Here is a 21,452-nt window from a genome sequence, read left to right as displayed (position 1 = left end):
CCATGGCGAGTCTCGCCCCCGATTCCAATGGCACCGCGCTCTCCGACGGCGCACCCGCGCTTGGCGACGCCGATTTCGCTCGGGTCGCACGGATCATGCAGTCCGACGCCCGGATCCACCTGACCGAGGTCAAGAAGACACTTGTCCATTCGCGCCTCAGCCGTCGGCTGCGCAAACATGGCCTGGCCGGGTTCAAGGCGTATCTGGATATGGTCGAGGCGGATGCGGACGAACGGCGTGAAATGGTCACCGCGCTGACAACCAACCACACCCATTTCTTTCGCGAGGATCATCATTTCGACCATTTGCGCGAAGAATTGCTGCCGCGCCTGAAGGCCGATACCAGCCGCACGCCGGTTCGGATCTGGTCGTCGGCCTGTTCCAGCGGGGAAGAGGTCTACACCATCGCGATGTGCCTGCTGGGCACCGATCGTTCGCACGCCCAATGGATGAACGGGCGCGATGTGAAGCTTCTCGCCACCGACCTTTCGGAACCGGTGGTGAACGCAACGCGTGAAGCGCTGTATTCCGAATCCACCGTCGCGCCGGTTCCCGACGCCTATCGCAACCTGTGGATGCAGCAGGAGGACGGCGGCTATCGCATGGCGCCGGCCGTTCGGGCGCTCGTCACCGCCAGAGTGCTGAACCTGTTCCATCAATGGCCGATGCGGATGCGCTATGACGCGATCTTCTGCCGCAACGTCATGATCTATTTCGACGACGATGCCAAAGCGGAACTGGAAGCGAAGCTGGTCGACATGCTGAAGCCCGACGGGTTCCTGTATATCGGTCATTCGGAGCGGCTGATCGGCCCGGCGGCGGAAAAGATGACGCCGTGCGGCAACACGATCTATCGCCTGGCGGGAGCGCACTGATGCAGCCGGTCCGCACCCTTATCGTGGACGACAGCGCGGCGATCCGCGCGACGCTCGCCCATATTTTCAAGTCCGACCCGGAAATCGAGGTCGTCGGCATGGCGCCCGAACCGCATAGCGCGCGGACGATGATCAAGGAGTTGAACCCCGACGTCATCACGCTGGATGTCGAAATGCCGGGAATGGACGGCCTGTCCTTCCTCGAACGCATCATGCGACTGCGCCCGATGCCGGTGGTGATGTGCTCCTCGCTCACCGCCGCGGGGGCCGAGGTCACGATCGAGGCGCTTCGCCTGGGTGCGGTCGATTGTATCGCCAAACCCACCGGCGGACCGGCCGAACTCGAGGCGAGCGCTGCGCTGCTTTGCCGGACGGTGAAGAATGCAGCCCGGTCGAGCACGCGCCCTGCGCGTGAACCCGCGCCTGCACACGGCCATGCGAACGGACCTGGCCATGGCGGCAAGTTTCGCGACGTCATCATCGCGATCGGCGCATCGACCGGCGGCGTAGAAGCACTGTTCCACGTCCTGTCGTCCTTTCCCGAAAACTGCCCGCCGACCCTGGTCGTCCAGCACATGCCGGCGGCCTTTACCGGCAGTTTCGCCGACCGGCTCAACCGGTCCTGCCCGCCGAATATCGTCGAAGCGCGCGATGGCCAGCCGATCGTGCCGGGAACCGTCTATATTGCACCGGGAGGCACACATCACATGACGCTTCACGGTGGCCTTGGCGGGCACGTCCGACTGATCGAAAGCGATCCGGTCGGCGGACATCGTCCCTCGGTCGATACCCTTTTCCGCTCCGTCGCGAGCAGCGGCGCACCCTCGGTCGGTGCGCTATTGACCGGGATGGGCGCGGATGGCGCGCAAGGGCTGCTGGAAATGCGGCAGGCGGGCGCGCCGACCTTTGGCCAGACGCGCGAAAGCTGCGTCGTCTGGGGAATGCCACGCGCGGCGCTGGAGCTGGGCGCGGTGCAATCTGAAATCAGTCTGTCCGGTATGGCGGGATCAATCCTGTCCGCCTGCAGCGGCCAGAATCGGGAGCGTTGAATGCCTGCTGCCTCTCAAATCCGGGTGATGGTCGTGGACGACCAGGCCAGTATGCGAGCGATGATCCGTCGCGCGTTGCAGGATTTCGGTTTCAAGGATGTACGGGACAAGCCGACGGCGACCGAGGCACTTCCCGCCATCAAGACCGATCGGGTCCACCTCGTCATCTCCGACTACAACATGCCGGAAATGGACGGCCTCGCCTTTCTGGAAGCGGTGCGCAAGGACGACGTTCTCGCCAAAACCGTGTTCATCATGCTGACCGGTTCCTCCGACCGGGAGGTGGTGCAGAAAGCGGCTGCGCTGGGCGTCAACAACTATCTGGTCAAACCCTTCGCCCCGGCGGCGCTGAAGGAGAAGATCGAACGCGTCTTCGGCGCGCTTACCTGAGGAAGCACCAGCGTTGCGCACGATCCCGATCATCCAGGGCGAACATGCCGTAGTGAAGGACGCCGACACCGTCATTTCGACGCTGCTCGGCTCCTGCATCGCGGTGTGCCTGCACGATGCCGAGGCGCGGCTTGGCGGGATGAATCACTTCCTGCTGGGCGAACCCAGCCCCGAACACACGCTGAGCGAACTGGATTTGCAGCGGTACGGTGTGCACGCGATGGAAGTGCTTATCAACGCGACGATGAAAGCAGGGGCGAACCGCCAGAACCTGCGCGCGCACCTGTATGGCGGCGCAAATATCATCGCCGGGCTTGGCGGGATCGGGACGGCGAACGCGGCCTTCGCCAAGCGCTTTCTGGAGACCGAAGGGATAGCCATCGGCCATGTCGACACTGGCGGCACGCGCGCGCGTAAGGTGGAGTTCCGCCCGTTCGACGGGAAGATCCGCGCACGCTGCGTCTCCGACGCCCCGCCGCCGCCCAAACCCGACCCGACGCCCGAACATGGCGGCGAGATCGAGCTTTTCTGAGGGAAACCATGACGATGACCCAAGACAGCGCTTCGGCACCCCCCTCGCCAACGGGCGAAGCCACCGACCGGTTGGTCGGACTGTTGCACAATGCGATCGCCGACGAACTTCGCCATGCCCGGCTGATGATCGAGGAACTGGCGGCGTTGCTGATCACCGACGAACATTTCGTCGAACGCTATGTCGACAAGCTGCAGACTTTCGACCTGCTCGCGCAATATGCCGAGGAGAACGCCGCGATACTGGAACGGCTGGCCAATGGCCTGCCTTCGGACGAGGCGATCGCGCCGGTGCGCCTTACCGCGGTTCACGATCGGCTGCACGCCGCGCTGGGCCGGGGCTGATAGGCAATGGCGAGCCGCGCCTCCAACGATCGCCCGATCGTCATCCGCAGGGTCAAAAAGATCAGCGGGGGGCATCATGGCGGCGCGTGGAAAGTCGCATATGCCGATTTCGTGACGGCGATGATGGCATTCTTCATGCTGTTATGGCTGATCGGCAATCCCGATAAGGAAAAGCTGAAAGGGCTTGCCGAATATTTCACCCCGGTCACCACGTCGGGCGAAAGCGTTGGCGGCGAAGGCCATGCGCGCGATGCCGATTCCGATGCCCCCCGCCCGACCGGCGTCCCGGCGATGAACGCGCAGACCACCGGCGTTTCGCGCGGCGGCAGCGCCAATATCCCGGACGCTTCGCTGCGCGTGCTTGCGCAGGAATTGCGGATCGCGCTCGATGCGCAGCCAACCGACAGCACCAACAAGACCAGCAAGGTCGAAACCGATTCCGACGCGCTGCGCATCACGCTGATGGACAGCACGAAATTGCCGATGTTCCGGCCCGCGACCGCCCAGCTTAACGACTTTGCGCGCAAGCGACTCGAACTGGTCGGGGAAAAGCTGGCCAAATCGGGCGCGCGGCTTACCGTCGAAGGCCATACCGACGGGATCGGCGGCGACAGCGAAGCGAACTGGAAGCTGTCGGGCGAACGCGCGCTTGCCGCGCGCCGGGCATTGATTGCGGGCGGCATCACGGCGGACCGGATCGCGGGCGCGGTCGCCATGGGGGGCAGCCAGCCGCTTTATCCCGATCAGCCGGACCGGGCGGAGAACCGTCGCATCACCATCATCGTAAAGGGTGAGGCACCGTCGCTTCCCACCGATGCAAGTTTCCGGTTCTGAGCGCGATGAAGAAATTGCTGCTCCCTCTGATACTTGTCCTGCTGGGCGCCGGCGTCGGCGCGGGAAGCGGTTATGGTGCCAACCTGCTGCTCGGCGCGCCGCAAGGCGGTGCCGAAAGCCAGGCGGAGGTCAAAACCGTGTTCGTCCCCCTGCCCCGAATGGTCGCGCCGCTGGTGCTGGCCGACGGGCACCTTTCGGGCTATGCTGCGTTTGAACTTCAACTGGAAGTCGGTGAGGATGATGCCGAGCGGGTCACGCAACGGTTGCCGTTTTTGCAACACGCGATCAACCTGCGCACCTATCGCACCCCGATCGCAGCGGGGGTCGACGGCGCCATTCCCGATATCGACAAGTTTCGCCGTGTCGTCATGGATGCAGCGAAGGAGAGCATGGGGCCAGGTACGGTTCGCCGTGTAGCGGTGACCCAGGCCGTGCCGGACTGAAGGAGGCACAGGATGGCGAATGTCGATGCGTCCCAGCACCCGGAACCGGAGTCCGGGAATGACCCGCAGGATCGCCGCGCCGATGGCGAAAAACGGCTGGTCACCACCTTGCTCGTCGCCCATTTGCTGACGCCCAGGGATGACGGTCTATGTCGCGTGCGAAATATATCCAGCGGCGGTGCACGGCTTGAAACGCCGATGCCACTACGTCCGGGTGACGAAGTGCGCGTGGAACTTCGCGGAGAGATCGCATTGGTCGGGCATATCTGCTGGACCAGCCCGGGAGCGGCGGGGATGCAATTCACCGCGCCGGTCGATACCGATATGGTCCTGCACGGAAGCGAAGCCGGCGTGCAATGGCATCACCGGATGCCGCGAATCCCTACCCAATGCCCGGTGACCGCACGTCAGCACGGCCGCATCGTCCATGCCGACATGATGGATATCAACCCGTGTGGGGCGCGGCTTACCAACCTGCAATTGCCGCTCGCCGACGGACTGTTCACGCTGAACATCCCGCAGCTCGATCCCGTCGAGGGCACGATACGCTGGCGCAAGGAAGAATCGGCGGGGGTTCGCTTCACCCGTCCGATTCCTTTTTCCGTGCTTGCCGGCTGGCTGCACTATTCGCCGGCGCGCTTCGCGCTGCGCTGACGGTCAGCCCGTTCCGAAACTTCGGATCAGGCTGCCCGCGACCAGCGCCCAGCCGTCGACCAGCACGAAGAATATGATTTTGCATGGCATCGAAATTGTCACCGGCGGCAGCATCATCATACCCATCGCCATCAGCACTGCCGACACCGCCAGATCGATGACCAGGAAGGGCAACAGCAGCAGGAAGCCGATTTCGAACGCGCGGCGCAGTTCGGAGATCATGAAAGCCGGAACCAGCGTGCCGAGCGAGATGTCGGCCCGGCTCTTGGCGGGTTCCTGCGACAATTCGTTGAACATCGCCAGATCGTCTTCGCGCACCTGGCCCAGCATGAATTCGCGAAACGGTTCCGAAGTGCGTTCGAACGCCGTGCTCTCGTCAATCTCCCCCTGCGTATAGGGCTGAACGCCGGCGTCCCAGGCGCGTTCGAAGGTCGGCGCCATCACAAAGATCGACAGGAAGAGGGCCAGGCTGATGATCACCGGGTTCGGCGGCACGCCCTGCGCACCCAGCCCGGTGCGCAGCAGCGACAGCGCGACCACGATCCGGGTAAAGGACGTAACGGTCATCAAAATGCCCGGGGCAAGGCTGAGCACCGTCAGCATCGCGACCAGACCGATCGCGCGCGTGCTCATCGACCCGCCGCCGCCCAGCAGCGAATCCTGCGCCAGCGCCACATTGGGGACGAGCAGCCACGCGGCGGTCAGCGCCGCCTTCATTGCATGTTTCATGGTATTCAGCCCCGCGGGTCGTCAGCGCGTTCGAAGCGCGGCAGAAAATCGGGAAATGCGCGTCCGTACCCGGCGGGATTCGCGGCGGTTTCGACCACCATATTGCCTTCGGGCGCGAGCAGGATGAGATGTTCCGCCCCATCGCGACGGATAAGCGCCACCGCGCGCCGCTGATCGATCGAAAGCCGTTCGACCAGCTCCAGTCGCCGGATGCGGTCACCGCCGCCGATCCGCGCGGGCAATTTCAGATCATAACGGCGCACCGCCCACAGCGCGCCCGCAAGCCCGCCCAGCACCAGCGCCAGCGCACCGAACATGCGCAGCAGTTCGAACAGGTTCATATCGTGGCGCCCTTTGGCATGACCTCGGTGATCTCCACCGACATGCGCTCGCCCTCGACCAGCACATGGCCCTTGGCGACCAGCGTGCCGTTTACGAATATAAGCGTCGGATCGTCCTGACCGCTGTCGAACGCGATCATCGCGCCGCGGCTCATTTTTAGCACCTGCCGGATCGGCAACTGGGTCGAACCCAACACGATCGACATGTCCACCGATATGTCTTCCAATACGGACATTGGCTGCACCTCCTGTATGCGCAAATTTATAGGAGGAAATTTCAGGCCTCCGGTCCGGGGTAGGAAAAACTTGCCTATGATGGGGGTGTCGGCGGCAATCCCTGCCTGCCGAGATGGGGACGATCCTATTATGGACCTGAAGACTTCGGTTTCGGTATCGGCCACGGGACTGCGCGCGCAATCGCTCAGAATGCGCGTGATCGCCGAAAACCTGGCGAACCAGGACTCCGTTTCCGATACGCCCGGCGGCGCGCCTTACCGGCGCAAGGTCGCGACCTTTCAGGCCGAACTGGACCGCGCGACCGGCGGCACCGGCGTCGCCGTGAAACGGGTGACGACCGACCGGTCGGACTTCACCCGCGTCTATCAGCCTGGCCATCCCGCCGCCGATGGCGACGGATATGTTCTGAAGCCCAATGTGAACGGGCTGGTCGAAGCCGCCGATATGAAGGCCGCGCAGCGCGCCTATGAAGCCAATCTTAGCGCCATCGAAGCCGCCAAGGGCATGACGATGCGCACCATCGATCTGATGAAATAAGGAAACAGCCTAATGTCGATTGGAGCTTTGGACGCGGCCGGCGCATACGGCCGCGCGGCCGGCCTTGCGCCTGTAACAACCCGCCCCGGCGGCGTCGCCGACACCGGCGCGAGCGGCGAAGCGGGCGGCTTTGGCCAGATGGTGCAATCCATGGTTGAACAGACCGCGGGAAATCTGCACGCGGCCGAAACCGCTTCGTCGAAACAGGTCGCCGGCAAGGGCGATCTTATCGACGTGGTGACGGCGATGGGCGCGGCGGAAATGGCGCTGGATACCGTCGTCGCGGTGCGCGACAAGGTCGTCGGCGCCTATTCCGAAATCATGCGCATGCAGATTTAAGCGCGGTTCAAAAACCATGGACGCCGCAACCGCCATCGAACTCGCCCGCGCAGCACTGGTGCTGACGCTGACCATCGCCGGACCGCTGTTGTTCGGCGCGCTGATCACCGGTGTCGTCATCGGCCTGATGCAGGCGCTGACACAGGTGCAGGAACAAACGCTTACCTTCGTGCCGAAGATTCTGGTGATGGGCGTCGTGCTTCTGCTGTCGCTGCCGATGATGGGCAGCGCGCTGGGGCAGTTCATGGCGCTTGTCAGCGATCACATCGTCACCGGTCGATAGGGGCGGCAATGTTTGCCGATCTGCCACTGTACGTCACCGCGTTCTTCCTGCTGTTCGCGCGGGTCGGATCAGTGATCGCGCTGCTTCCCGTATTTTCGGAAGACGGCATTCCGAACCAGATACGCCTGCTCGCGGCCGGTGCCATGACGCTTGCGCTCTGGGCGCTGCTTTCCGGCAAGGTAATGCCCCTCGCCCGGCAGGGGGATGCGGTTTTCGTCGGCGCGCTGTTCGCCGAACTGATGGTCGGGCTCTCGCTCGGCCTCGTCATGCGGTTGATGTTTCAGGCGATCACGATCGCGGGGTCGATCATGAGCCTGAATATCGGCCTGTCGATGGCGATGATGTTCGATCCCGCGCAGGCGAGCCAATCGGCGATCCTGTCGCGCTTCATCGCCGTAGCCGCCGCCGTGGTGTGCATGGCGATGCACGTCCATCACCTGTGGATCGGCGCGCTTATCAAATCCTATGGCCTGTTTCCGGTCGGCGCGCTGCCCAACGCATCCGATTTCGCGCAGCTTGCCATTCGCGTGTCGGGCGATGCGCTGACGCTTGGCCTGTCGCTCGCGGCGCCGGTCGTCGTCTATGCGATCGTCTTTAACGTGGTGCTGGGCCTGTCGGCGCGGATCGCGCCTGCGATTCAGGTATTCTTCATCGCCCAGCCGCTGAACCTGCTGCTGGGCATAACCATCACCGCGAGCGTGCTGGGCAGCGTGCTGATCGCGTTCGCCAATGCCCAGGCGGCATGGCTGAACAACGGCTGGGGCTGATCGGATGGCCGAGGAACCCGACAAGGACCAGAAAACAGAAGATCCGACACCAAAGCGGCTGGAGGATGCGCGCAAGAAGGGCGACACGGCCACCGCGCAGGAGGTTCGCCACGCCGCGATGTTCGCCGCACTGCTGGTCGCGGTCGCCTTTATCGGCACTTATGTGGTCAATTCGCTGGCGCAGAAAATGGCCGTGCTGTGGGACCGCGCCGAAACCTTTCGCATCACGCCCGATGGCGTACAGTCGCTCGCCGCGACGCTGTTCGGCGCGCTGGCGATCACCGTGCTGCCACTGCTCGCCGCGATGGTCGCTTTCGCCATTATGGGCGGCCTGCTTCAGGGACCGCCTACAATATCCTGGTCGCGATTGCAGCCCAAATGGTCCAAACTGTCACCGGTTTCAGGCGCAAAGCGTCTGTTCGGCCCACGCGCTTTTGTCGATTTCGGCAAGACGCTTGCCAAGCTGATCGCGGTCGTTCTGGTGGGCGGTTTCGTGGTGCGCCCGTTCCTGCCGGGGTTCAATTCGATGGTGGGGCTGGACCCCGTCGGCATCGCAGGACTGACGCACAACATCATTGTCGCGGTGCTTCGCGCGGTGGTGGTGCTGGTCGCCGCGATCGCCATTTTCGACGTTTTTTATCAGCGCCACAGCTGGTTCAAGAAGCTGCGCATGTCACGGCAGGAGGTCAAGGACGAGCACAAGGATCAGGAAGGCGATCCGCAGATAAAGGCGAAAATACGCCAGATCGGCATGCAGCGTTCGCGCCGCCGGATGATGGCCGCCGTACCAAAGGCAAGCGTGGTCATCACCAACCCGACCCATTTCGCGGTCGCGCTGCAATATGATCACGGGGCGATGGCAGCGCCCGTGGTGGTGGCCAAGGGCACCGACGAGGTTGCGCTGAAAATCCGCACCATCGCCACCGAAGCGGGCGTACCGCTGGTCGAGAACCGCCCGCTTGCCCGCGCGCTTCATGCCAGCGCCGAAATCGACCGGCCGATCCCGGTCGAACATTATGCGGCGGTCGCCGAAATCATCAGCTATGTCATGAAGCTGGCGCGCGAACGCCAGGGCGGCTGACGAAGCAGGCTGCGGAAAAGCGCTGCTGGGGCGAAGGCGAAACCGCTATCGGCGGCGCCGGTCACACCAGCCGGTCGTGCCGCGCCAGTTCGACCTTCACCCGCAATTCGACATCGCGGGCAAGCTGCTGAAGCTGCGGATTGTCGGGCATCGAAAATTCCGCCACCCATTGTTCGAGCGCTTCGAGCACTTCAGCTTCGCTTGCGCCGCCAAGGCTTGCATCGTGCAGCCGCTCCAGCAGGCCAAGCCCTTTGTCCACCCGCTTCGCCTCCTGCTTGCGGCGCTGTTGCGGGGATTCGTTCATCGCAGCGACCGCGATCAGGACCTGAACCGACGTCGCCGCCTGAAGCGACGGGCCGGGGGTCTGCGGCGGCGCTTCCGGCCCCGCAAGTGCCGTTCCGGGCAAGCGAAAGGACGTGTCGGTGCGCGACAGTGCGTTGAGCACCGCCCGGACCGGCAACGAAATTCCCTCCACGCGCATCGCTATCACTTCCTTTGCACCCGCAAACCGGCAGGCCCTTCTTCCTTCTATAAGACAAAAGACCACAAATCGGAGCGTTGCAGAGGGGAATATGCGCCTGATCCTGACAATATTGGCGATGGGAGCGATGGGGCTGATGCCGCTGAACGCGCTTGCCCGCCCCGCCGAGCACCGCATCAAGGACATTGTCGATATCGAAAATGTCCGTTCGAACCAGCTTGTCGGCTATGGCCTGGTCGTCGGCCTTGCCGGCACCGGCGATCGCACGCGCAACACGCCCTTCACCGAGGAATCGATACAGGCGATGCTGGAGCGCATGGGCGTGAACGTGCGCGGCGCGCAGTTGAAAACGCAGAATGTCGCTGCCGTATCGATCACCGCCACGATGCCACCCTTCGCCCGCTCCGGCTCCACCATCGACGTTAACGTCGCCGCACTGGGCGATGCCACCAGTCTTCAGGGCGGCATGCTGATCGCCTCTTCGCTGCGCGCGCTTGACGGGCAGGTCTATGCCGTGGCGCAAGGCCCCGTCGCCGTTTCGGGGTTCAAGGTGCAGGGCGCGGCGGCCAGTGTTTCGCGCGGCGTTGCGACCTCTGCCCGGATCGCCGGCGGCGCGATCGTTGAGCGCGAGGTGCCGTATGCGCTGCGTTCCGCGCAGACGCTGAAACTCGCGCTTAAAAATCCCGACTTCACCACCGCGAACATGATCGCCGCCGCGATCAATACGCGCTTTACGGGAACCGCTTCGGTGCTTGATCCCGGTACGGTCGAAATCGGGCCGGGCGCGGGATTTCAGGGGTCAGTCGTCGACCTGATGGCGATGGTGGAAAATCTGCCCGTTACCGTGGACCAGCCCGCACGCGTGGTCGTGAACGAGGCATCGGGCACCGTCGTCATGGGCGCGGATGTGCGCATCAGCCCCGTCGCCATCGCACAGGGCGGCCTGACGATCAGCGTCACCGAAACGCCCATGGTGTCGCAGCCTGGCCCGTTTTCGAACGGACAAACCACCACCGTGCCGCGCACGTCGATCGGCATCGACGACGGATCGGGCCGTTCGCTGGGGATGCTGGGCGGTGAAACCTCGCTCTCCTCACTGGTCGCGGGCCTGAACGCGCTTGGCGTCAGCCCGCGCGACCTCATCACCATTCTTCAGTCGATCAAGAGCGCCGGTGCGCTACAGGCCGATATCGAGGTGCAATAATGGATCCCGTAACGCCCCTGCCCGCCGTTTCGACGCGCCCCGCGGTCAACCCGCGCGATGAAAAGACGGCGAAGGAATTCGAAGCCGTGTTCATCGGCCAGATGACCCAGCTCATGCTGGAAAGCGTCGAACAGGGCGAATTTTCCGGCGGGCATGGCGAGGAAATGTTTCGCGGCGTGCTGGCCGAGAAAATGGGTAGCGCGATCGCCGATCGCGGCGGACTGGGCCTCGCTCCGGCGGTGCTCGATCAGATTATCAAGATGCAGGGAGGAACCCCCGATGGCCATTGAACTGCTTGACCTGATACTGTCGATGGCGCGCATTACCGAAGAGGAAACCGACCTGCTGCTCGACAATGCGCCGCGTCAGCAGATCGACGAAGTCGTTCGCGACAAGATCCGCCTTGCCAGCGCGCTCGATGCACGGCTCGCAAAACTGGAACGCGAAACGCCGGGCTGGCGCGAAACGATCGATACGGACCTTCGACAATCGCTGGCCGACGCATCGCAGCGGCTCGCGACCAGCGCCAAGGCGAACGCCACCGCACTGGAGCGGAAAATCGCGCTGGCCGAGGACCTGATAATTGCCATCGAACAGGACCACCGTAAGCGGCAGGGCAGCAGTTCGTCCTATTACGGTGCGGGCGGCGTGATGCAGCGCACCGACCTGCCCAGCCCGATCGCGATCAACACGCGGTTATAGGCGCGGCTTACGGAAGCGGCTGGACCACCGGCCTGGCGCGGGCGAACACGGTTTCGCCCGGAGCGGCGAACGCCACGCCGTTGCGGATCACCATGTTGAACCGCGCGCTTTCATAATCGCTCGCCTCGGCGATCAGCACCGGCGGCGGCTGGCGAAGCCGGTCGGGCAACGCGCCGGGGATGCGCTGATCGGTCACCGTCACATGCGCACCGGTACGGGTGATATCGTACAACCGCCGGGCAAAGGCGCGCGGCATGCGAATGCACCCATGCGATGCGGGATAGCCCGGCAGATACCCGGCGTGCATCGCAATCCCGCTCCATGTCAGCCGCTGCATATATGGCATCGGCGCATCGGAATAGAGATTCGAGCGGTGAAATTCCTGCTTTTCCAATATGGTGAAATCGCCGGTCGGCGTGGGCTTGCTGCGGCGCCCGGTCGAAACGCTGGTCGCGCCGATCAGGTCACCGTCGCGATAGACGAACATCCGCTGCATCGGCAGCGAAATGACGATTTCGATCCGGCCGGAGCCATCGGCCCCATCGGCCCAGCGAGATTGCCCGTTCTTCAACGACAGGCTGGCCGCATCCAGTGTTTCGGCCGCCCGCGCGTGTGCCGGACACAGCCCGGTCATCGACGCGGCGACCGCGATCAACAGCGCGAACAGGGCACGATGCAAGGCGAATCTCCGGTAAAATTTGCGTGGACGAGCCAAGTATATGGTTAACAGAATGAAAAGGAAGCCGTCGGACAGTCCCCTGTCGGGACTCTCACATGGACGAATCGTGCCTTGATCGAGCCGTGTTGCGGAACGAACCGCTGAAATCGCGCCGCATCCTGCTATAAGGACTTGCAAATAAGGGGGACAGAGTCGGGGGACGAAGTCCATGAATACATTTGATAATGCGCGCTCACGTCGCGCTTTTCTTCGGTCGGGTCTCACGCTGGGTTCGGCCATGGTGCTGGGCAGTTGCGCCAGTCAGGTTATCGGCGACAAAACCGCGATGACCGGTCCGGCGATCAACCCGCGTATGCCCAAGGCACCGGTGCCGCCCGCACCACAAACGGCGTCCGCTATCGCCAAGGCGCCGACCGCACCCAGGGGCGTGCGGCCCGAATTGTTTCAGCGCGCGCTCGCCGCACTGGATTCGCACGGCGACCGGATCGCCAAGCGCGATGTAATCGCACTTGCCGATTTTACGCCGTTTTCAGCCAAGCCGCGGCTTCAGGTCATCAATCTGGAAGATGGCACGATGCACGAAATGCTGGTCGCGCATGGCAGCGGGTCGGACCCGTCACACAGCGGCTATCTGCACAGCTTTTCGAATGTGCCCAATTCCAATTCGACCAGCGAGGGCGCGTTCCTGACGTCGAACTTCTATGTCGGTAAGCATGGCAAGTCGCAGCGTCTCGATGGTCTGGATCCGACAAACAACAATGCCCGCGCCCGCGCGATCGTCATTCACGGCGCATGGTATGCCAATGCCGACATGATCGAAAAGCATGGCATGCTGGGCCGCAGCCAGGGTTGTTTCGCGGTAGGCGAACCGCATCGCGACAAGGTGTTCGCGATGCTGGGCGAAGGTCGGCTGCTGTTCGCGGGCAAGGTCTGATCCCAATCCGCCGTTGATCCGAAGTCAGGACGGCCGCGCCCTTCCGCTTTCGTGAAGTTGGCGCCATTGCCCTCACGACCGCCGAAACGGTTGCGCGCCGCGGTCATTTTGATGGTATCGGTTGCGGAAAGATCCGGATCACCGCAATCCGGGTCGCCTTTGAAGATTCCGCAACGGGCGATTTGATGACCACCCACCCTTTTTTCGCGCTTCACCGCCATGGTTTCGTCCGGGTCGGCGCATGCACACCGATCGCGACGGTAGGCGATGCGCGGGCCAACGCCGATGCCACGATCGCGCTGGCCAAACAGGGCGACGATGCGGGGGCGGACCTGCTGGTCTTTCCCGAACTCAACCTTTCATCCTACGCCATCGACGACCTGCATTTGCAGGACGCGCTATGCGATGCGAGCGAGGCGGCGCTGACGCGCGTGGTGGAAGCGAGCGCCACGCTGAAACCGGTGCTGCTCGTCGGCGTGGCGCTTCGCCGCAATTCGCGGCTGTATAACTGCGCCGTCGCGATCGCGCGCGGACGCATTCTGGGTGTGGTTCCCAAAAGCCATTTGCCCAATTACCGCGAATATTACGAAAAGCGCTGGTTCGCCCCCGGCGCGGGCGTAACCGGCCTGACGATTGACGTTGCCGGACAAAGCGCACCGTTCGGCACCGACCTGATCTTCGCCGCCACGGACCTGCCCGATTTTCTCTTTCATGCCGAAATCTGCGAAGATTACTGGGCGGCGATTCCGCCCTCCACCCATGGCGCGCTTGCCGGGGCGACGATCCTCGCCAATCTGTCGGCCTCGAACATCACCATCGGAAAGGCGCGCGAACGCGCCATGCTCGCCGCGTCGCAATCGGCGCGAGCGGTTGCGGCCTATGTCTATTCGGCAGCGGGACCGGGCGAAAGCACCACCGACCTGGCATGGGATGGTCAGGGCATGATCCACGAACTTGGCGAACCGCTTGCCATGTCCGATCGGTTCGACCTGGCGACCGAAATCGTGTTCGCCGATGTGGATGTCGAACGCATCCGGCTCGAACGGATGCGCATGGGCACGTTCAACGACGCGGCAATCGCGGCGGGACACCCGGAAACGCGCTTTCGCCGGATCGGCTTCGCCCATGCGCCGACGATGGATGACATCGGGCTGAAGCGCCCGGTCCGGCGCTTTCCCTTCGTCCCCAACACGCCCGAAAAGCTGGATGAGGACTGCTATGAAGCCTTCAACATCCAGGTGGAGGGACTGCGCAAGCGGATCGTTGCATCGGGCGCGAAGCGGATCGTCATCGGCGTTTCGGGGGGGCTGGATTCGACCCATGCGCTGATCGTCGCGGCCAAGGCGTTCGATCGCATGGGTCGCGATCGCAAGGACATATTGGGGTTCACCATGCCCGGCTTCGCGACCAGCGGTTGGACGAAGGACAATGCCTGGGCGCTGATGGATTCGCTTGGCATCACCGGAGCGGAGATCGATATCCGCCCGCCCGCAACGCGAATGCTGGAGGATATCGGGCATCCGTTCGCCAGTGGCGAACCGGTCCACGATATAACATTCGAAAATGTGCAGGCGGGGCTTCGCACCGATTACCTGTTCCGCCTTGCCAATCAGCGCGAAGGTTTCGTGCTGGGCACGGGCGACCTTTCGGAAATGGCGCTTGGCTGGTGTACCTATGGCGTGGGCGACCAGATGAGCCATTATGCCGTCAATACCGGCGTTCCCAAGACGCTGATCCAGTATCTGATCCGCTGGTGCATCGCCAGCGGGCAATATGACGATGCGACGCATCGCGTGCTCGCCGCGATCCTCGACACCGATATTTCCCCCGAACTGGTTCCCCCCGGCGAGGATGGCGCGATCCAGAAGACCGAGGAGAAGATCGGCCCCTATGAACTGAACGATTTTTTCGCGCATCACATCGTGCGCTTTGGGTTGAAGCCCTCAAAAGTCGCGTTTCTTACGTGGCACGCCTGGCGCGATGCGGATGAAGGGCGTTGGCCGATCGGCTTTCCCGATCATCTTCGCCATGACTATTCGCTGGAAGAGATCGCCAAATGGCTGCGCGCATTTCTATGGCGCTTTTTCCAGACTAGCCAGTTCAAACGCTCCGCCATCCCCAATGGGCCGAAAGTGTCGAGCGGGGGCGCGTTGTCGCCGCGCGGCGACTGGCGCGCGCCGTCGGACGGGACCGCGCGGCTATGGATCGAGGAACTGGAAGCGGCGCTGCCCGACTGAACGAAGCGCGCCACGTCCCGCGCGCGTTGCCGCTATTCCTTGCCCAACACCTGCTTCAGCTTCGCTGCCCATTGCTGGCTGTCGATTTCGGTCAGCAATGCGCGATTGAGCGGTTCGCGCAGACTGCTCTGTTGCGGCAGGGCAAAGGCATAGTCCTGCCGCCCGAACGTCCCCTGCACCATGCGCAGCCCCTTGCCCGCATCGCCTTCGCGAAAGAGATAGGCGAGCAACGGCCGATCATAGACGAAGGCGTCGATCTTGCCGTCGCGCACGGCCTTCAACCCCGCTGCTATCGACCCTTCATCCTGAAACCCCAGCCCGCGATCGTGCAGCCAGTCCTCAGCCGCCGATCCACGGATCGACCCGATGGTACTTCCCGACAGGTCGTCGGGGCCGCTGATCCGTCCGGTAAGGCGTCCTTCGGTCAGCGACGAGGCTATCATGCCGGTAAAGGTCGAAATGATGATGATCGCGCCGAACATCCAGATCAGCGCCAGTGCCTTGCCCGCCCAACTTCGCGGCGCCTTGTCGCCATAGCCGACGGTGGTCATGGTGACGGCGGAAAACCACATGCCCGATGCGATGCCGCGCACCGTGCCGCCGCCGAATTCGTCTTCATTATGCCGCCGCTCGGCCAGCCAGAAGAGCAGGCCGATCACCGCGAGCAGCGCCAGCAACGCCAACACCGCCTGCAAAAAACTCCATGTGAAAAAGTTTCTGAGCAGCAGCAGCCAGCTTGGCGGCGCCTTTCCCACCACGATGCCGAAACCGGTGGTGTGGAACGGATGGGTGAAATCGACTTTCTGCTCTCGCTGCGGCGTCACCGTCAGTGCGCCGATGCTGAGGTCATACCGGCCGTCCGCGACCCCATCGACCATGCCTTTCAGGTCGGTGCCGACGATTCGATATTGCAGATTTTGTTGACGCGCGATGTCGCGCCACAGATCGATAGCCAGGCCATGCCATTCGCCGTCATCGCCCTTCATGACGAAGGGCGGCGCTTCACGCGTCGCGACCGTCAGCGTTCCGGCGGGCGACGGCGCGTCCTGCGCGAACGCCGGCACCGCCAAAAAACTGAGAAGAACGACCAGCGGAGCGAGACACCAGCGAGGCGATCGGGAGACATGGGTCATCGTGCAAATATTACGGCACGCAGTCCAACTGTCCACCATGGCGTCACGCTTCGCCGCCCAGCGCCAGCAGTGCGAAAGTGGCGAGCCAGTGCGACCCCATATAGCTGTCGGCGAGATGCGGCAGGCTTTGCGATAGATGGGACGCGGCGGCCTCCCGCGCTACGTGGATCGTCGCGTGGCCGGGCGGCAGCGTGTCGCCGATCAGTCGCCAGCACCATGCCCGCGACAGGTTCAGCCCGTCGAGATGCACCATCTTCGCGTCGTCGCGGTCCGGCGGCGTGACGGGGACGAACAGCGTTCGCGGTTCGCGATCGCCACTGCGGGGCAGGAAGCCATCGAACCAGTCCGTGAATTGGCTCACCGGTAACAATCGCGCCATCAACGCCGCTTCGATCAGCGCAGGCGACAGAAACGCATCACCGTCCGGTTCCCATGCCTGACAATCACGATCCGCGCCGAACCAGTCGGCCGCACGCGTTTCGATCGTTTGCGCCAGCGCTTCGTTTCCACGTTTCGCCCAGTGATGCGCGAGCAGCATGGCGAAGGCGCTGTTGCCGTGCGCACCCTGCCGCAACGGGTGCGACAATCGGGTCAGATACGCCGCCATGCGCTTCGCCAGCAAATCCGCCAGCGGCGCGAGCGTCGCCGCCCAGCGCCGTTCGGAGTGACACCGCGCCTCGCCATGCAGCGCGAGCAGCCATGCCCAGCCATAGGGCCGCTCGAACGTCGCCGCCCCTGCCCGGTCGAACATCGCGATCTCGCCCGCGATAGCATCCGCGGTAAGGGTCCGATCCGCCAGCGATGCGATGGCCCCGGCCTGTTCCAGGTCCGGAACACGGCGAAGCAAATGCAGCACCTGCCACCAGCCATGCACGCAGCTATGCCAGTCATAGCTTCCGTAAAAAGCGGGGTGCAGTGCATCGGGCGGCATCAGGTCTTCCGGGCCATATGCCACATGCCCCGGCTTCCACGGCCAGCGCCGGGTAAGGTTCGCCAGCGTCAGCGCGGCAAATCGTTCGGCATCCTGCCGTTCAAGCTGCGTCACGTCGCGCCATACCCTCCGCCGCCCGGCGTCTTCACAACGAAAACATCGCCGGGCAGCATATCGACGCCGGCGGTGCCGGGCAATCGCTCGACCCTCGCATCGGCACGCTCGACACTGTTTTCGCCGCATGCCCCGTTGCCGCCGCCTGCCAGTCCGAACGGCGGCACCCGGCGGTGGTTCGACAGAATCGAGAGCTGCATCGGTTCGCGAAACCGCAGGCGACGGACCGCCCCGTCACCGCCACGATGCCGCCCTGCCCCGCCCGATCCGCTACGAATGGCGAATTCTTCCACCAGAACGGGAAATCGCGTTTCCAGTATTTCGGGATCGGTCAGGCGGCTGTTGGTCATATGCGTCTGCACGACATCGGCACCGTCGAAATCCGGCCCCGCCCCCGATCCGCCCGCAATGGTTTCGTAATATTGGTGCGTCGCATCGCCAAAGGTGAGATTGTTCATCGTCCCCTGCGCGCCCGCCATCGCGCCGAGCGCCCCGAAAATCGTGTCGGTGACAACCTGGCTCACCTCGACATTCCCGGCGACGACCGCGGCGGGATATTCGGGATTAAGCATCGATTCGTTGGGCACCACCACCGAAACGCCGCGCATGCACCCGTCGTTCAGGGGAATGGGGTCGTCGATCAACGTGCGGATGGCGTAGAGCACGGCCGCACGCGTTACGGCCAGCGGGGCGTTGAAATTGTCGGGCTGCTGCGCGCTGGTGCCTGTGAAATCGACCGTCATCGCACCTTTATCTGCATCGATGTCGATGCGCGCCTTCACTACCGCGCCGCTGTCCATTTCATAAGCGAACTCGCCGCCCGACAGACGGGGTATCAGGCGCTGTACCGCTTCAGCGGCATAGTCCTGCACATGCGCCATATAGGCGGTGACGACATCCGCGCCATATTGGTCTGCAATCCCGCAAAGCGCGGATGCACCGCGCTCACATGCCGCGACCTGCGCGGCTAGATCGGCGATATTCTGATCGATATTGCGCGCGGGCCAGCGACCGGAGGCTAGCAACTCGCGCACCTCCGCCTCACGAAAACGCCCTTCATCGACCAGCAGAACATTGTCGAAGATGATGCCCTCTTCCTCGATCGTCACGCTGTTCGGCGGCATCGATCCGGGCGAGATGCCGCCGACATCGGCATGATGCCCGCGTGCCGCGACGAAATAATCGGGCACATCGCCGCCACCGGCGAATACCGGACGGATAACCGTGATATCGGGAAGGTGCGTACCGCCGTCATAGGGTGCGTTCAGCGCGTAGACATCGCCTTCGCGAATGCCGCGCCCGTCCGTTCCGCGCCGGGCAAGCACGCTGCGGATGCTTTCGCCCATCGATCCCAGATGCACCGGAATGTGCGGCGCGTTGGCGATCAGATTGCCCTGGGCATCGAACAGCGCGCAGGAAAAATCCAGCCGCTCGCGGATATTGACCGATGATGCCGAGTGACGAAGCGCTGCGCCCATTTCCTCGGCAATCGCCATGAACAGGCCCGAAAATATTTCCAGCCTGACGGGGTCGCGCTGCGTGCCCATTTCGGCGCGGCCGCGCGCTTCCTCCCGCTTCAGGACCAGCGCGCCGTCGCCATCGACGGCGGCGCCCCAGCCCGGCTCGATTACCGTGGTCGACACCGCATCGATGATTAGTGCAGGGCCGCCGATATGCGCGCCCTCGGCCAGTTCCTCGCGGCGATGAACCGGGGTTTCGCGCCATTCGCCCGCCATGAAGGTTCGGGTGATGGCGGCGGGACCGGCGGTCTGTTCGGCGGCGGCGGTGATGCGTTCATCCGCCCGCCCGGTTTTCGCCACCGCCTCGGCACGCAGCATGTCGACGACCAGTGCACCGGTGTCGGCATAGCCGAAGCGCTGCCGGAACGCGGCGGCAAAGGCGGCGCGCATATCGTCCAGATTACCCAGCGGAATAGCAAAGTTGCTTTCGGTGCCGTGCGTGCGCACCATCGCGATGCAGTTCGTTTCGATCGTTTCGCGCGCCACGCCCTGCGCGGCAAGCGCATCCACGGCCTCGCCCTGCAACGCATCGGCGTCGTCGCGCAGCGCAGTCATTCGCGCGTCCTCAAGCGGCAGCGACAACGTGCGTTCGCGAAGCTCGCGCCGATCGGCAAGCCCCATGCCATAGGCCGACAATACGCCCGCCAGCGGGTGGATCAGCACCCGGTCGATCCCCAGCGCATCGGCGACCAAACAGGCATGCTGCCCACCCGCCCCGCCGAAACAGGCAAGCACGAAGCGGCTGACATCATGTCCACGCGCGATCGAAATCGCCTTGATCGCATTAGCCATATCGGCAACCGCGATCGTAAGAAGTCCTTCGGCGATTTCCTCCGGCGATTGCGCCGTGCCGCCTGCATCACCAACCGCATCGGCAAGTTCGGTCAGGCGCTCGCGCGATGCGTCGGCATCAAGCGGCTGGTCGCCGTCTTTCCCGAACAGGGCGGGAAAGAAATCGGCCTGCACCTTGCCCAGCGCGATATTGCAGTCGGTTATGGTCAACGGCCCGCCGCGACGATAGGCAGCGGGCCCCGGCACCGCGCCTGCCGATTCCGGCCCGACCAGCAATCGCCCGCCATCGAAACCGCAAACTGACCCACCGCCCGCCGCGACCGTATGAATACGCAGCATCGGCGCGCGAATACGCGCCCCCGCCACCATGGTTTCATTGTCGCGCTCATAATGACCGGCATATAGCGAGACATCGGTCGACGTGCCGCCCATGTCGAAGCCGATCACCCTGTCGAACCCGGCACGCTTCGCGGTTTGCGCCATACCCACGATCCCGCCCGCCGGGCCGGAAAGGATTGCGTCCTTCCCGCGAAAGGCGCGGCCCAGCGTCAGCCCGCCGTTCGATTGCATGAACAGCGGCTGCGCACCTTCGCCCAGCGCATTTTCCAGCGTCTCGACATAGTTGCGCAACACCGGCGACAGATACGCATCAACCACGCTGGTGTCGCCGCGCCCGATCAGCTTGATCAGCGCGCCGACCTCATGACTGACCGAAATCTGCGTAAAGCCGATATTCCGCGCAATTTCCGCCAGCGCCTGCTCATGCGCGCTGTGAATATATCCGTGCATCAACACGATCGCGACGGCGCGCAACCCGCGATCATACGCCGCGCTCAGCGCCTTTCGCGCCGCGTCCTCGTCCAGCGACGTCAGCACCTCGCCATCGGGCGCCACCCGCTCGTCAATCTCGACCACATCGGCATGAAGCGGGTCGGGTCGCCGGATTGCCCTCGCAAAAATATCGGGCCGGTCTTGCGTACCGATGGTCAGCGCATCGCGAAAGCCGCGCGTAATGGCCAGCAATACCGGCTGCCCCTTGCGTTCGAGCAGCGCGTTGGTCGCGATCGTCGTGCCGATCCGAACGTCGAGCGGAGGCAAAGCGTCCGTCTCCACCCCGGTAATTCGCCGGATCGCCGCCACGGCGGCATCGTCATACTGTTCCGGATTTTCCGACAACAGCTTGTCGACCGTGACCTCGCCCTTCGGCGAACGCGCGATGACATCGGTAAAGGTACCACCCCGGTCGATCCAGAAATTCCAGCGCTGATCGGTATCGCTCATTCGGCTCCT

At 63.7% G+C, this 21,452-nt stretch carries 26 protein-coding genes; 18 read left to right on the top strand and 8 right to left on the bottom strand.

Going from position 1 to position 21,452, the window contains the following annotated elements; all coding sequences use genetic code 11:
- Window positions 1-2 precede the first annotated feature (2 nt).
- From KY084_RS06015 to KY084_RS05980, 8 genes are read left to right on the top strand one after another with little or no spacing between them, the layout of a single operon-like run.
- A complete protein-coding gene (locus KY084_RS06015; protein WP_219237538.1) occupies window positions 3-875 on the top strand; it encodes a CheR family methyltransferase in 873 nt (290 codons plus the stop codon).
- Window positions 875-1,924, top strand: a complete 1,050-nt coding sequence (locus KY084_RS06010) for a protein-glutamate methylesterase/protein-glutamine glutaminase (RefSeq protein ID WP_219237679.1) — start codon at window positions 875-877, stop codon at window positions 1,922-1,924. Before KY084_RS06015 ends, KY084_RS06010 begins: the two co-directional genes overlap by 1 nt.
- Window positions 1,925-2,314 (top strand): response regulator, encoded by a 390-nt coding sequence (locus KY084_RS06005; RefSeq protein WP_219237537.1) that lies wholly within the window; start codon window positions 1,925-1,927, stop codon window positions 2,312-2,314.
- Window positions 2,315-2,327: 13 nt separating this feature from the next.
- Window positions 2,328-2,846 carry a chemotaxis protein CheD gene (locus KY084_RS06000; protein WP_219237536.1) on the top strand — a complete coding sequence of 173 codons (519 nt, stop codon included), beginning with the start codon at window positions 2,328-2,330 and terminating at the stop codon, window positions 2,844-2,846.
- Window positions 2,847-2,854: 8 nt separating this feature from the next.
- Window positions 2,855-3,190, top strand: a complete 336-nt coding sequence (locus KY084_RS05995; RefSeq protein WP_246586923.1) for a hypothetical protein — start codon at window positions 2,855-2,857, stop codon at window positions 3,188-3,190.
- Between the two features lie 6 nt (window positions 3,191-3,196).
- Window positions 3,197-4,024: a flagellar motor protein MotB gene (locus tag KY084_RS05990; RefSeq protein ID WP_219237535.1), complete on the top strand. Its 828-nt coding sequence runs from the start codon at window positions 3,197-3,199 to the stop codon at window positions 4,022-4,024.
- A 5-nt stretch (window positions 4,025-4,029) separates the two neighbouring features.
- Window positions 4,030-4,467, top strand: coding sequence for a hypothetical protein (locus KY084_RS05985; RefSeq protein ID WP_219237534.1), 438 nt, complete (start codon window positions 4,030-4,032; stop codon window positions 4,465-4,467).
- Between the two features lie 12 nt (window positions 4,468-4,479).
- The gene (locus tag KY084_RS05980) at window positions 4,480-5,121 is read left to right on the top strand and encodes a PilZ domain-containing protein (RefSeq protein WP_219237533.1); all 642 of its coding nucleotides are present in this window, start codon (window positions 4,480-4,482) and stop codon (window positions 5,119-5,121) included.
- Window positions 5,122-5,124: 3 nt separating this feature from the next.
- Here KY084_RS05980 and fliP read toward each other — a convergent pair whose 3' ends face one another.
- The 3 genes from fliP to KY084_RS05965 are packed head-to-tail and all read right to left on the bottom strand — an operon-like array spanning window position 5,125 to window position 6,427.
- Complete coding sequence (fliP, locus tag KY084_RS05975; protein WP_219237532.1) at window positions 5,125-5,850, bottom strand: flagellar type III secretion system pore protein FliP; 726 nt, start codon at window positions 5,848-5,850, stop codon at window positions 5,125-5,127.
- 5 nt (window positions 5,851-5,855) lie between these two features.
- Entirely contained in the window at window positions 5,856-6,191 is a 336-nt protein-coding gene (locus tag KY084_RS05970) for a flagellar biosynthetic protein FliO (protein ID WP_219237531.1), read from the bottom strand.
- Window positions 6,188-6,427 carry a FliM/FliN family flagellar motor switch protein gene (locus KY084_RS05965; protein WP_219237530.1) on the bottom strand — a complete coding sequence of 80 codons (240 nt, stop codon included), beginning with the start codon at window positions 6,425-6,427 and terminating at the stop codon, window positions 6,188-6,190. The genes KY084_RS05970 and KY084_RS05965 overlap by 4 nt, the downstream gene beginning before the upstream one ends.
- Window positions 6,428-6,557: 130 nt before the next feature.
- On the opposite strand from KY084_RS05965, the gene flgC reads away from it, so the two are divergent.
- Genes flgC through flhB form a run of 5 tightly spaced genes read left to right on the top strand, consistent with a single transcriptional unit; the run spans window position 6,558 to window position 9,435 of the window.
- Window positions 6,558-6,965, top strand: coding sequence for a flagellar basal body rod protein FlgC (gene flgC, locus KY084_RS05960; protein WP_219237529.1), 408 nt, complete (start codon window positions 6,558-6,560; stop codon window positions 6,963-6,965).
- A gap of 12 nt (window positions 6,966-6,977) precedes the next feature.
- Window positions 6,978-7,304: a flagellar hook-basal body complex protein FliE gene (gene fliE / locus KY084_RS05955; RefSeq protein ID WP_219237528.1), complete on the top strand. Its 327-nt coding sequence runs from the start codon at window positions 6,978-6,980 to the stop codon at window positions 7,302-7,304.
- 16 nt (window positions 7,305-7,320) lie between these two features.
- Complete coding sequence (locus KY084_RS05950; protein ID WP_219237527.1) at window positions 7,321-7,587, top strand: flagellar biosynthetic protein FliQ; 267 nt, start codon at window positions 7,321-7,323, stop codon at window positions 7,585-7,587.
- 8 nt (window positions 7,588-7,595) lie between these two features.
- Window positions 7,596-8,354: a flagellar biosynthetic protein FliR gene (fliR, locus tag KY084_RS05945; protein WP_219237526.1), complete on the top strand. Its 759-nt coding sequence runs from the start codon at window positions 7,596-7,598 to the stop codon at window positions 8,352-8,354.
- 4 nt (window positions 8,355-8,358) lie between these two features.
- Window positions 8,359-9,435, top strand: a complete 1,077-nt coding sequence (gene flhB, locus KY084_RS05940) for a flagellar biosynthesis protein FlhB (RefSeq protein WP_219237525.1) — start codon at window positions 8,359-8,361, stop codon at window positions 9,433-9,435.
- Window positions 9,436-9,496: 61 nt separating this feature from the next.
- On the opposite strand, the gene KY084_RS05935 is transcribed toward flhB, so the two are convergent.
- Entirely contained in the window at window positions 9,497-9,916 is a 420-nt protein-coding gene (locus KY084_RS05935; protein ID WP_219237524.1) for a flagellar assembly protein FliX, read from the bottom strand.
- A 118-nt stretch (window positions 9,917-10,034) separates the two neighbouring features.
- Here KY084_RS05935 and KY084_RS05930 point away from each other — a divergent pair, with 118 nt between their 5' ends.
- From KY084_RS05930 to KY084_RS05920, 3 genes are read left to right on the top strand one after another with little or no spacing between them, the layout of a single operon-like run.
- Entirely contained in the window at window positions 10,035-11,120 is a 1,086-nt protein-coding gene (locus KY084_RS05930) for a flagellar basal body P-ring protein FlgI (RefSeq protein ID WP_246586947.1), read from the top strand.
- Window positions 11,120-11,410: a rod-binding protein gene (locus KY084_RS05925; protein WP_219237522.1), complete on the top strand. Its 291-nt coding sequence runs from the start codon at window positions 11,120-11,122 to the stop codon at window positions 11,408-11,410. The genes KY084_RS05930 and KY084_RS05925 overlap by 1 nt, the downstream gene beginning before the upstream one ends.
- Window positions 11,400-11,822 carry a hypothetical protein gene (locus KY084_RS05920; RefSeq protein ID WP_219237521.1) on the top strand — a complete coding sequence of 141 codons (423 nt, stop codon included), beginning with the start codon at window positions 11,400-11,402 and terminating at the stop codon, window positions 11,820-11,822. The genes KY084_RS05925 and KY084_RS05920 overlap by 11 nt, the downstream gene beginning before the upstream one ends.
- A gap of 7 nt (window positions 11,823-11,829) precedes the next feature.
- Here KY084_RS05920 and KY084_RS05915 read toward each other — a convergent pair whose 3' ends face one another.
- A complete protein-coding gene (locus tag KY084_RS05915) occupies window positions 11,830-12,501 on the bottom strand; it encodes a L,D-transpeptidase family protein (protein WP_246586922.1) in 672 nt (223 codons plus the stop codon).
- A 208-nt stretch (window positions 12,502-12,709) separates the two neighbouring features.
- Between KY084_RS05915 and KY084_RS05910 the strand changes: the two genes are divergently transcribed.
- Both KY084_RS05910 and KY084_RS05905 read left to right on the top strand, forming a co-directional pair.
- Window positions 12,710-13,435, top strand: coding sequence for a murein L,D-transpeptidase catalytic domain family protein (locus tag KY084_RS05910; RefSeq protein WP_219237519.1), 726 nt, complete (start codon window positions 12,710-12,712; stop codon window positions 13,433-13,435).
- Window positions 13,436-13,620: 185 nt separating this feature from the next.
- Window positions 13,621-15,672: an NAD(+) synthase gene (locus KY084_RS05905; protein ID WP_219237518.1), complete on the top strand. Its 2,052-nt coding sequence runs from the start codon at window positions 13,621-13,623 to the stop codon at window positions 15,670-15,672.
- Window positions 15,673-15,704: 32 nt separating this feature from the next.
- Here the strand turns inward: KY084_RS05905 and KY084_RS05900 are convergent, their stop codons facing one another.
- From KY084_RS05900 to KY084_RS05890, 3 genes are read right to left on the bottom strand one after another with little or no spacing between them, the layout of a single operon-like run.
- Window positions 15,705-16,844 carry a transporter substrate-binding domain-containing protein gene (locus KY084_RS05900; RefSeq protein ID WP_219237517.1) on the bottom strand — a complete coding sequence of 380 codons (1,140 nt, stop codon included), beginning with the start codon at window positions 16,842-16,844 and terminating at the stop codon, window positions 15,705-15,707.
- A 4-nt stretch (window positions 16,845-16,848) separates the two neighbouring features.
- A complete protein-coding gene (locus KY084_RS05895; RefSeq protein ID WP_219237516.1) occupies window positions 16,849-17,850 on the bottom strand; it encodes a DUF2891 domain-containing protein in 1,002 nt (333 codons plus the stop codon).
- The gene (locus KY084_RS05890) at window positions 17,847-21,443 is read right to left on the bottom strand and encodes a hydantoinase B/oxoprolinase family protein (RefSeq protein ID WP_219237515.1); all 3,597 of its coding nucleotides are present in this window, start codon (window positions 21,441-21,443) and stop codon (window positions 17,847-17,849) included. The genes KY084_RS05895 and KY084_RS05890 overlap by 4 nt, the downstream gene beginning before the upstream one ends.
- Window positions 21,444-21,452 lie beyond the last annotated feature (9 nt).

The organism is Stakelama flava (assembly GCF_019351405.1).
GTDB lineage: Bacteria > Pseudomonadota > Alphaproteobacteria > Sphingomonadales > Sphingomonadaceae > Sphingomonas > Sphingomonas flava_A.
This window is presented reverse-complemented; position numbering and strand designations above follow the sequence as displayed.

Excerpts from the sequence above, each read along its gene's own strand:
- KY084_RS05995 (WP_246586923.1), top strand. The coding sequence starts at position 2,855 with ATGACGATGACCCAAGACAGCGCTTCGGCACCCCCCTCGCCAACGGGC.
- KY084_RS05925 (WP_219237522.1), top strand. The coding sequence starts at position 11,120 with ATGGATCCCGTAACGCCCCTGCCCGCCGTTTCGACGCGCCCCGCGGTC.
- KY084_RS05970 (WP_219237531.1), bottom strand. The coding sequence starts at position 6,191 with ATGAACCTGTTCGAACTGCTGCGCATGTTCGGTGCGCTGGCGCTGGTG.
- flgC (WP_219237529.1), top strand. The coding sequence starts at position 6,558 with ATGGACCTGAAGACTTCGGTTTCGGTATCGGCCACGGGACTGCGCGCG.
- KY084_RS05930 (WP_246586947.1), top strand. The coding sequence starts at position 10,035 with ATGGGAGCGATGGGGCTGATGCCGCTGAACGCGCTTGCCCGCCCCGCC.
- KY084_RS05910 (WP_219237519.1), top strand. The coding sequence starts at position 12,710 with ATGAATACATTTGATAATGCGCGCTCACGTCGCGCTTTTCTTCGGTCG.
- KY084_RS05985 (WP_219237534.1), top strand. The coding sequence starts at position 4,030 with ATGAAGAAATTGCTGCTCCCTCTGATACTTGTCCTGCTGGGCGCCGGC.
- KY084_RS06015 (WP_219237538.1), top strand. The coding sequence starts at position 3 with ATGGCGAGTCTCGCCCCCGATTCCAATGGCACCGCGCTCTCCGACGGC.
- KY084_RS05890 (WP_219237515.1), bottom strand. The coding sequence starts at position 21,443 with ATGAGCGATACCGATCAGCGCTGGAATTTCTGGATCGACCGGGGTGGT.
- fliP (WP_219237532.1), bottom strand. The coding sequence starts at position 5,850 with ATGAAACATGCAATGAAGGCGGCGCTGACCGCCGCGTGGCTGCTCGTC.
- KY084_RS05980 (WP_219237533.1), top strand. The coding sequence starts at position 4,480 with ATGGCGAATGTCGATGCGTCCCAGCACCCGGAACCGGAGTCCGGGAAT.
- KY084_RS05990 (WP_219237535.1), top strand. The coding sequence starts at position 3,197 with ATGGCGAGCCGCGCCTCCAACGATCGCCCGATCGTCATCCGCAGGGTC.
- fliR (WP_219237526.1), top strand. The coding sequence starts at position 7,596 with ATGTTTGCCGATCTGCCACTGTACGTCACCGCGTTCTTCCTGCTGTTC.
- KY084_RS06005 (WP_219237537.1), top strand. The coding sequence starts at position 1,925 with ATGCCTGCTGCCTCTCAAATCCGGGTGATGGTCGTGGACGACCAGGCC.
- KY084_RS05905 (WP_219237518.1), top strand. The coding sequence starts at position 13,621 with ATGACCACCCACCCTTTTTTCGCGCTTCACCGCCATGGTTTCGTCCGG.
- KY084_RS06010 (WP_219237679.1), top strand. The coding sequence starts at position 875 with ATGCAGCCGGTCCGCACCCTTATCGTGGACGACAGCGCGGCGATCCGC.
- flhB (WP_219237525.1), top strand. The coding sequence starts at position 8,359 with ATGGCCGAGGAACCCGACAAGGACCAGAAAACAGAAGATCCGACACCA.
- KY084_RS05935 (WP_219237524.1), bottom strand. The coding sequence starts at position 9,916 with ATGCGCGTGGAGGGAATTTCGTTGCCGGTCCGGGCGGTGCTCAACGCA.
- KY084_RS05950 (WP_219237527.1), top strand. The coding sequence starts at position 7,321 with ATGGACGCCGCAACCGCCATCGAACTCGCCCGCGCAGCACTGGTGCTG.
- fliE (WP_219237528.1), top strand. The coding sequence starts at position 6,978 with ATGTCGATTGGAGCTTTGGACGCGGCCGGCGCATACGGCCGCGCGGCC.
- KY084_RS05920 (WP_219237521.1), top strand. The coding sequence starts at position 11,400 with ATGGCCATTGAACTGCTTGACCTGATACTGTCGATGGCGCGCATTACC.
- KY084_RS05965 (WP_219237530.1), bottom strand. The coding sequence starts at position 6,427 with ATGTCCGTATTGGAAGACATATCGGTGGACATGTCGATCGTGTTGGGT.
- KY084_RS05900 (WP_219237517.1), bottom strand. The coding sequence starts at position 16,844 with ATGGTGGACAGTTGGACTGCGTGCCGTAATATTTGCACGATGACCCAT.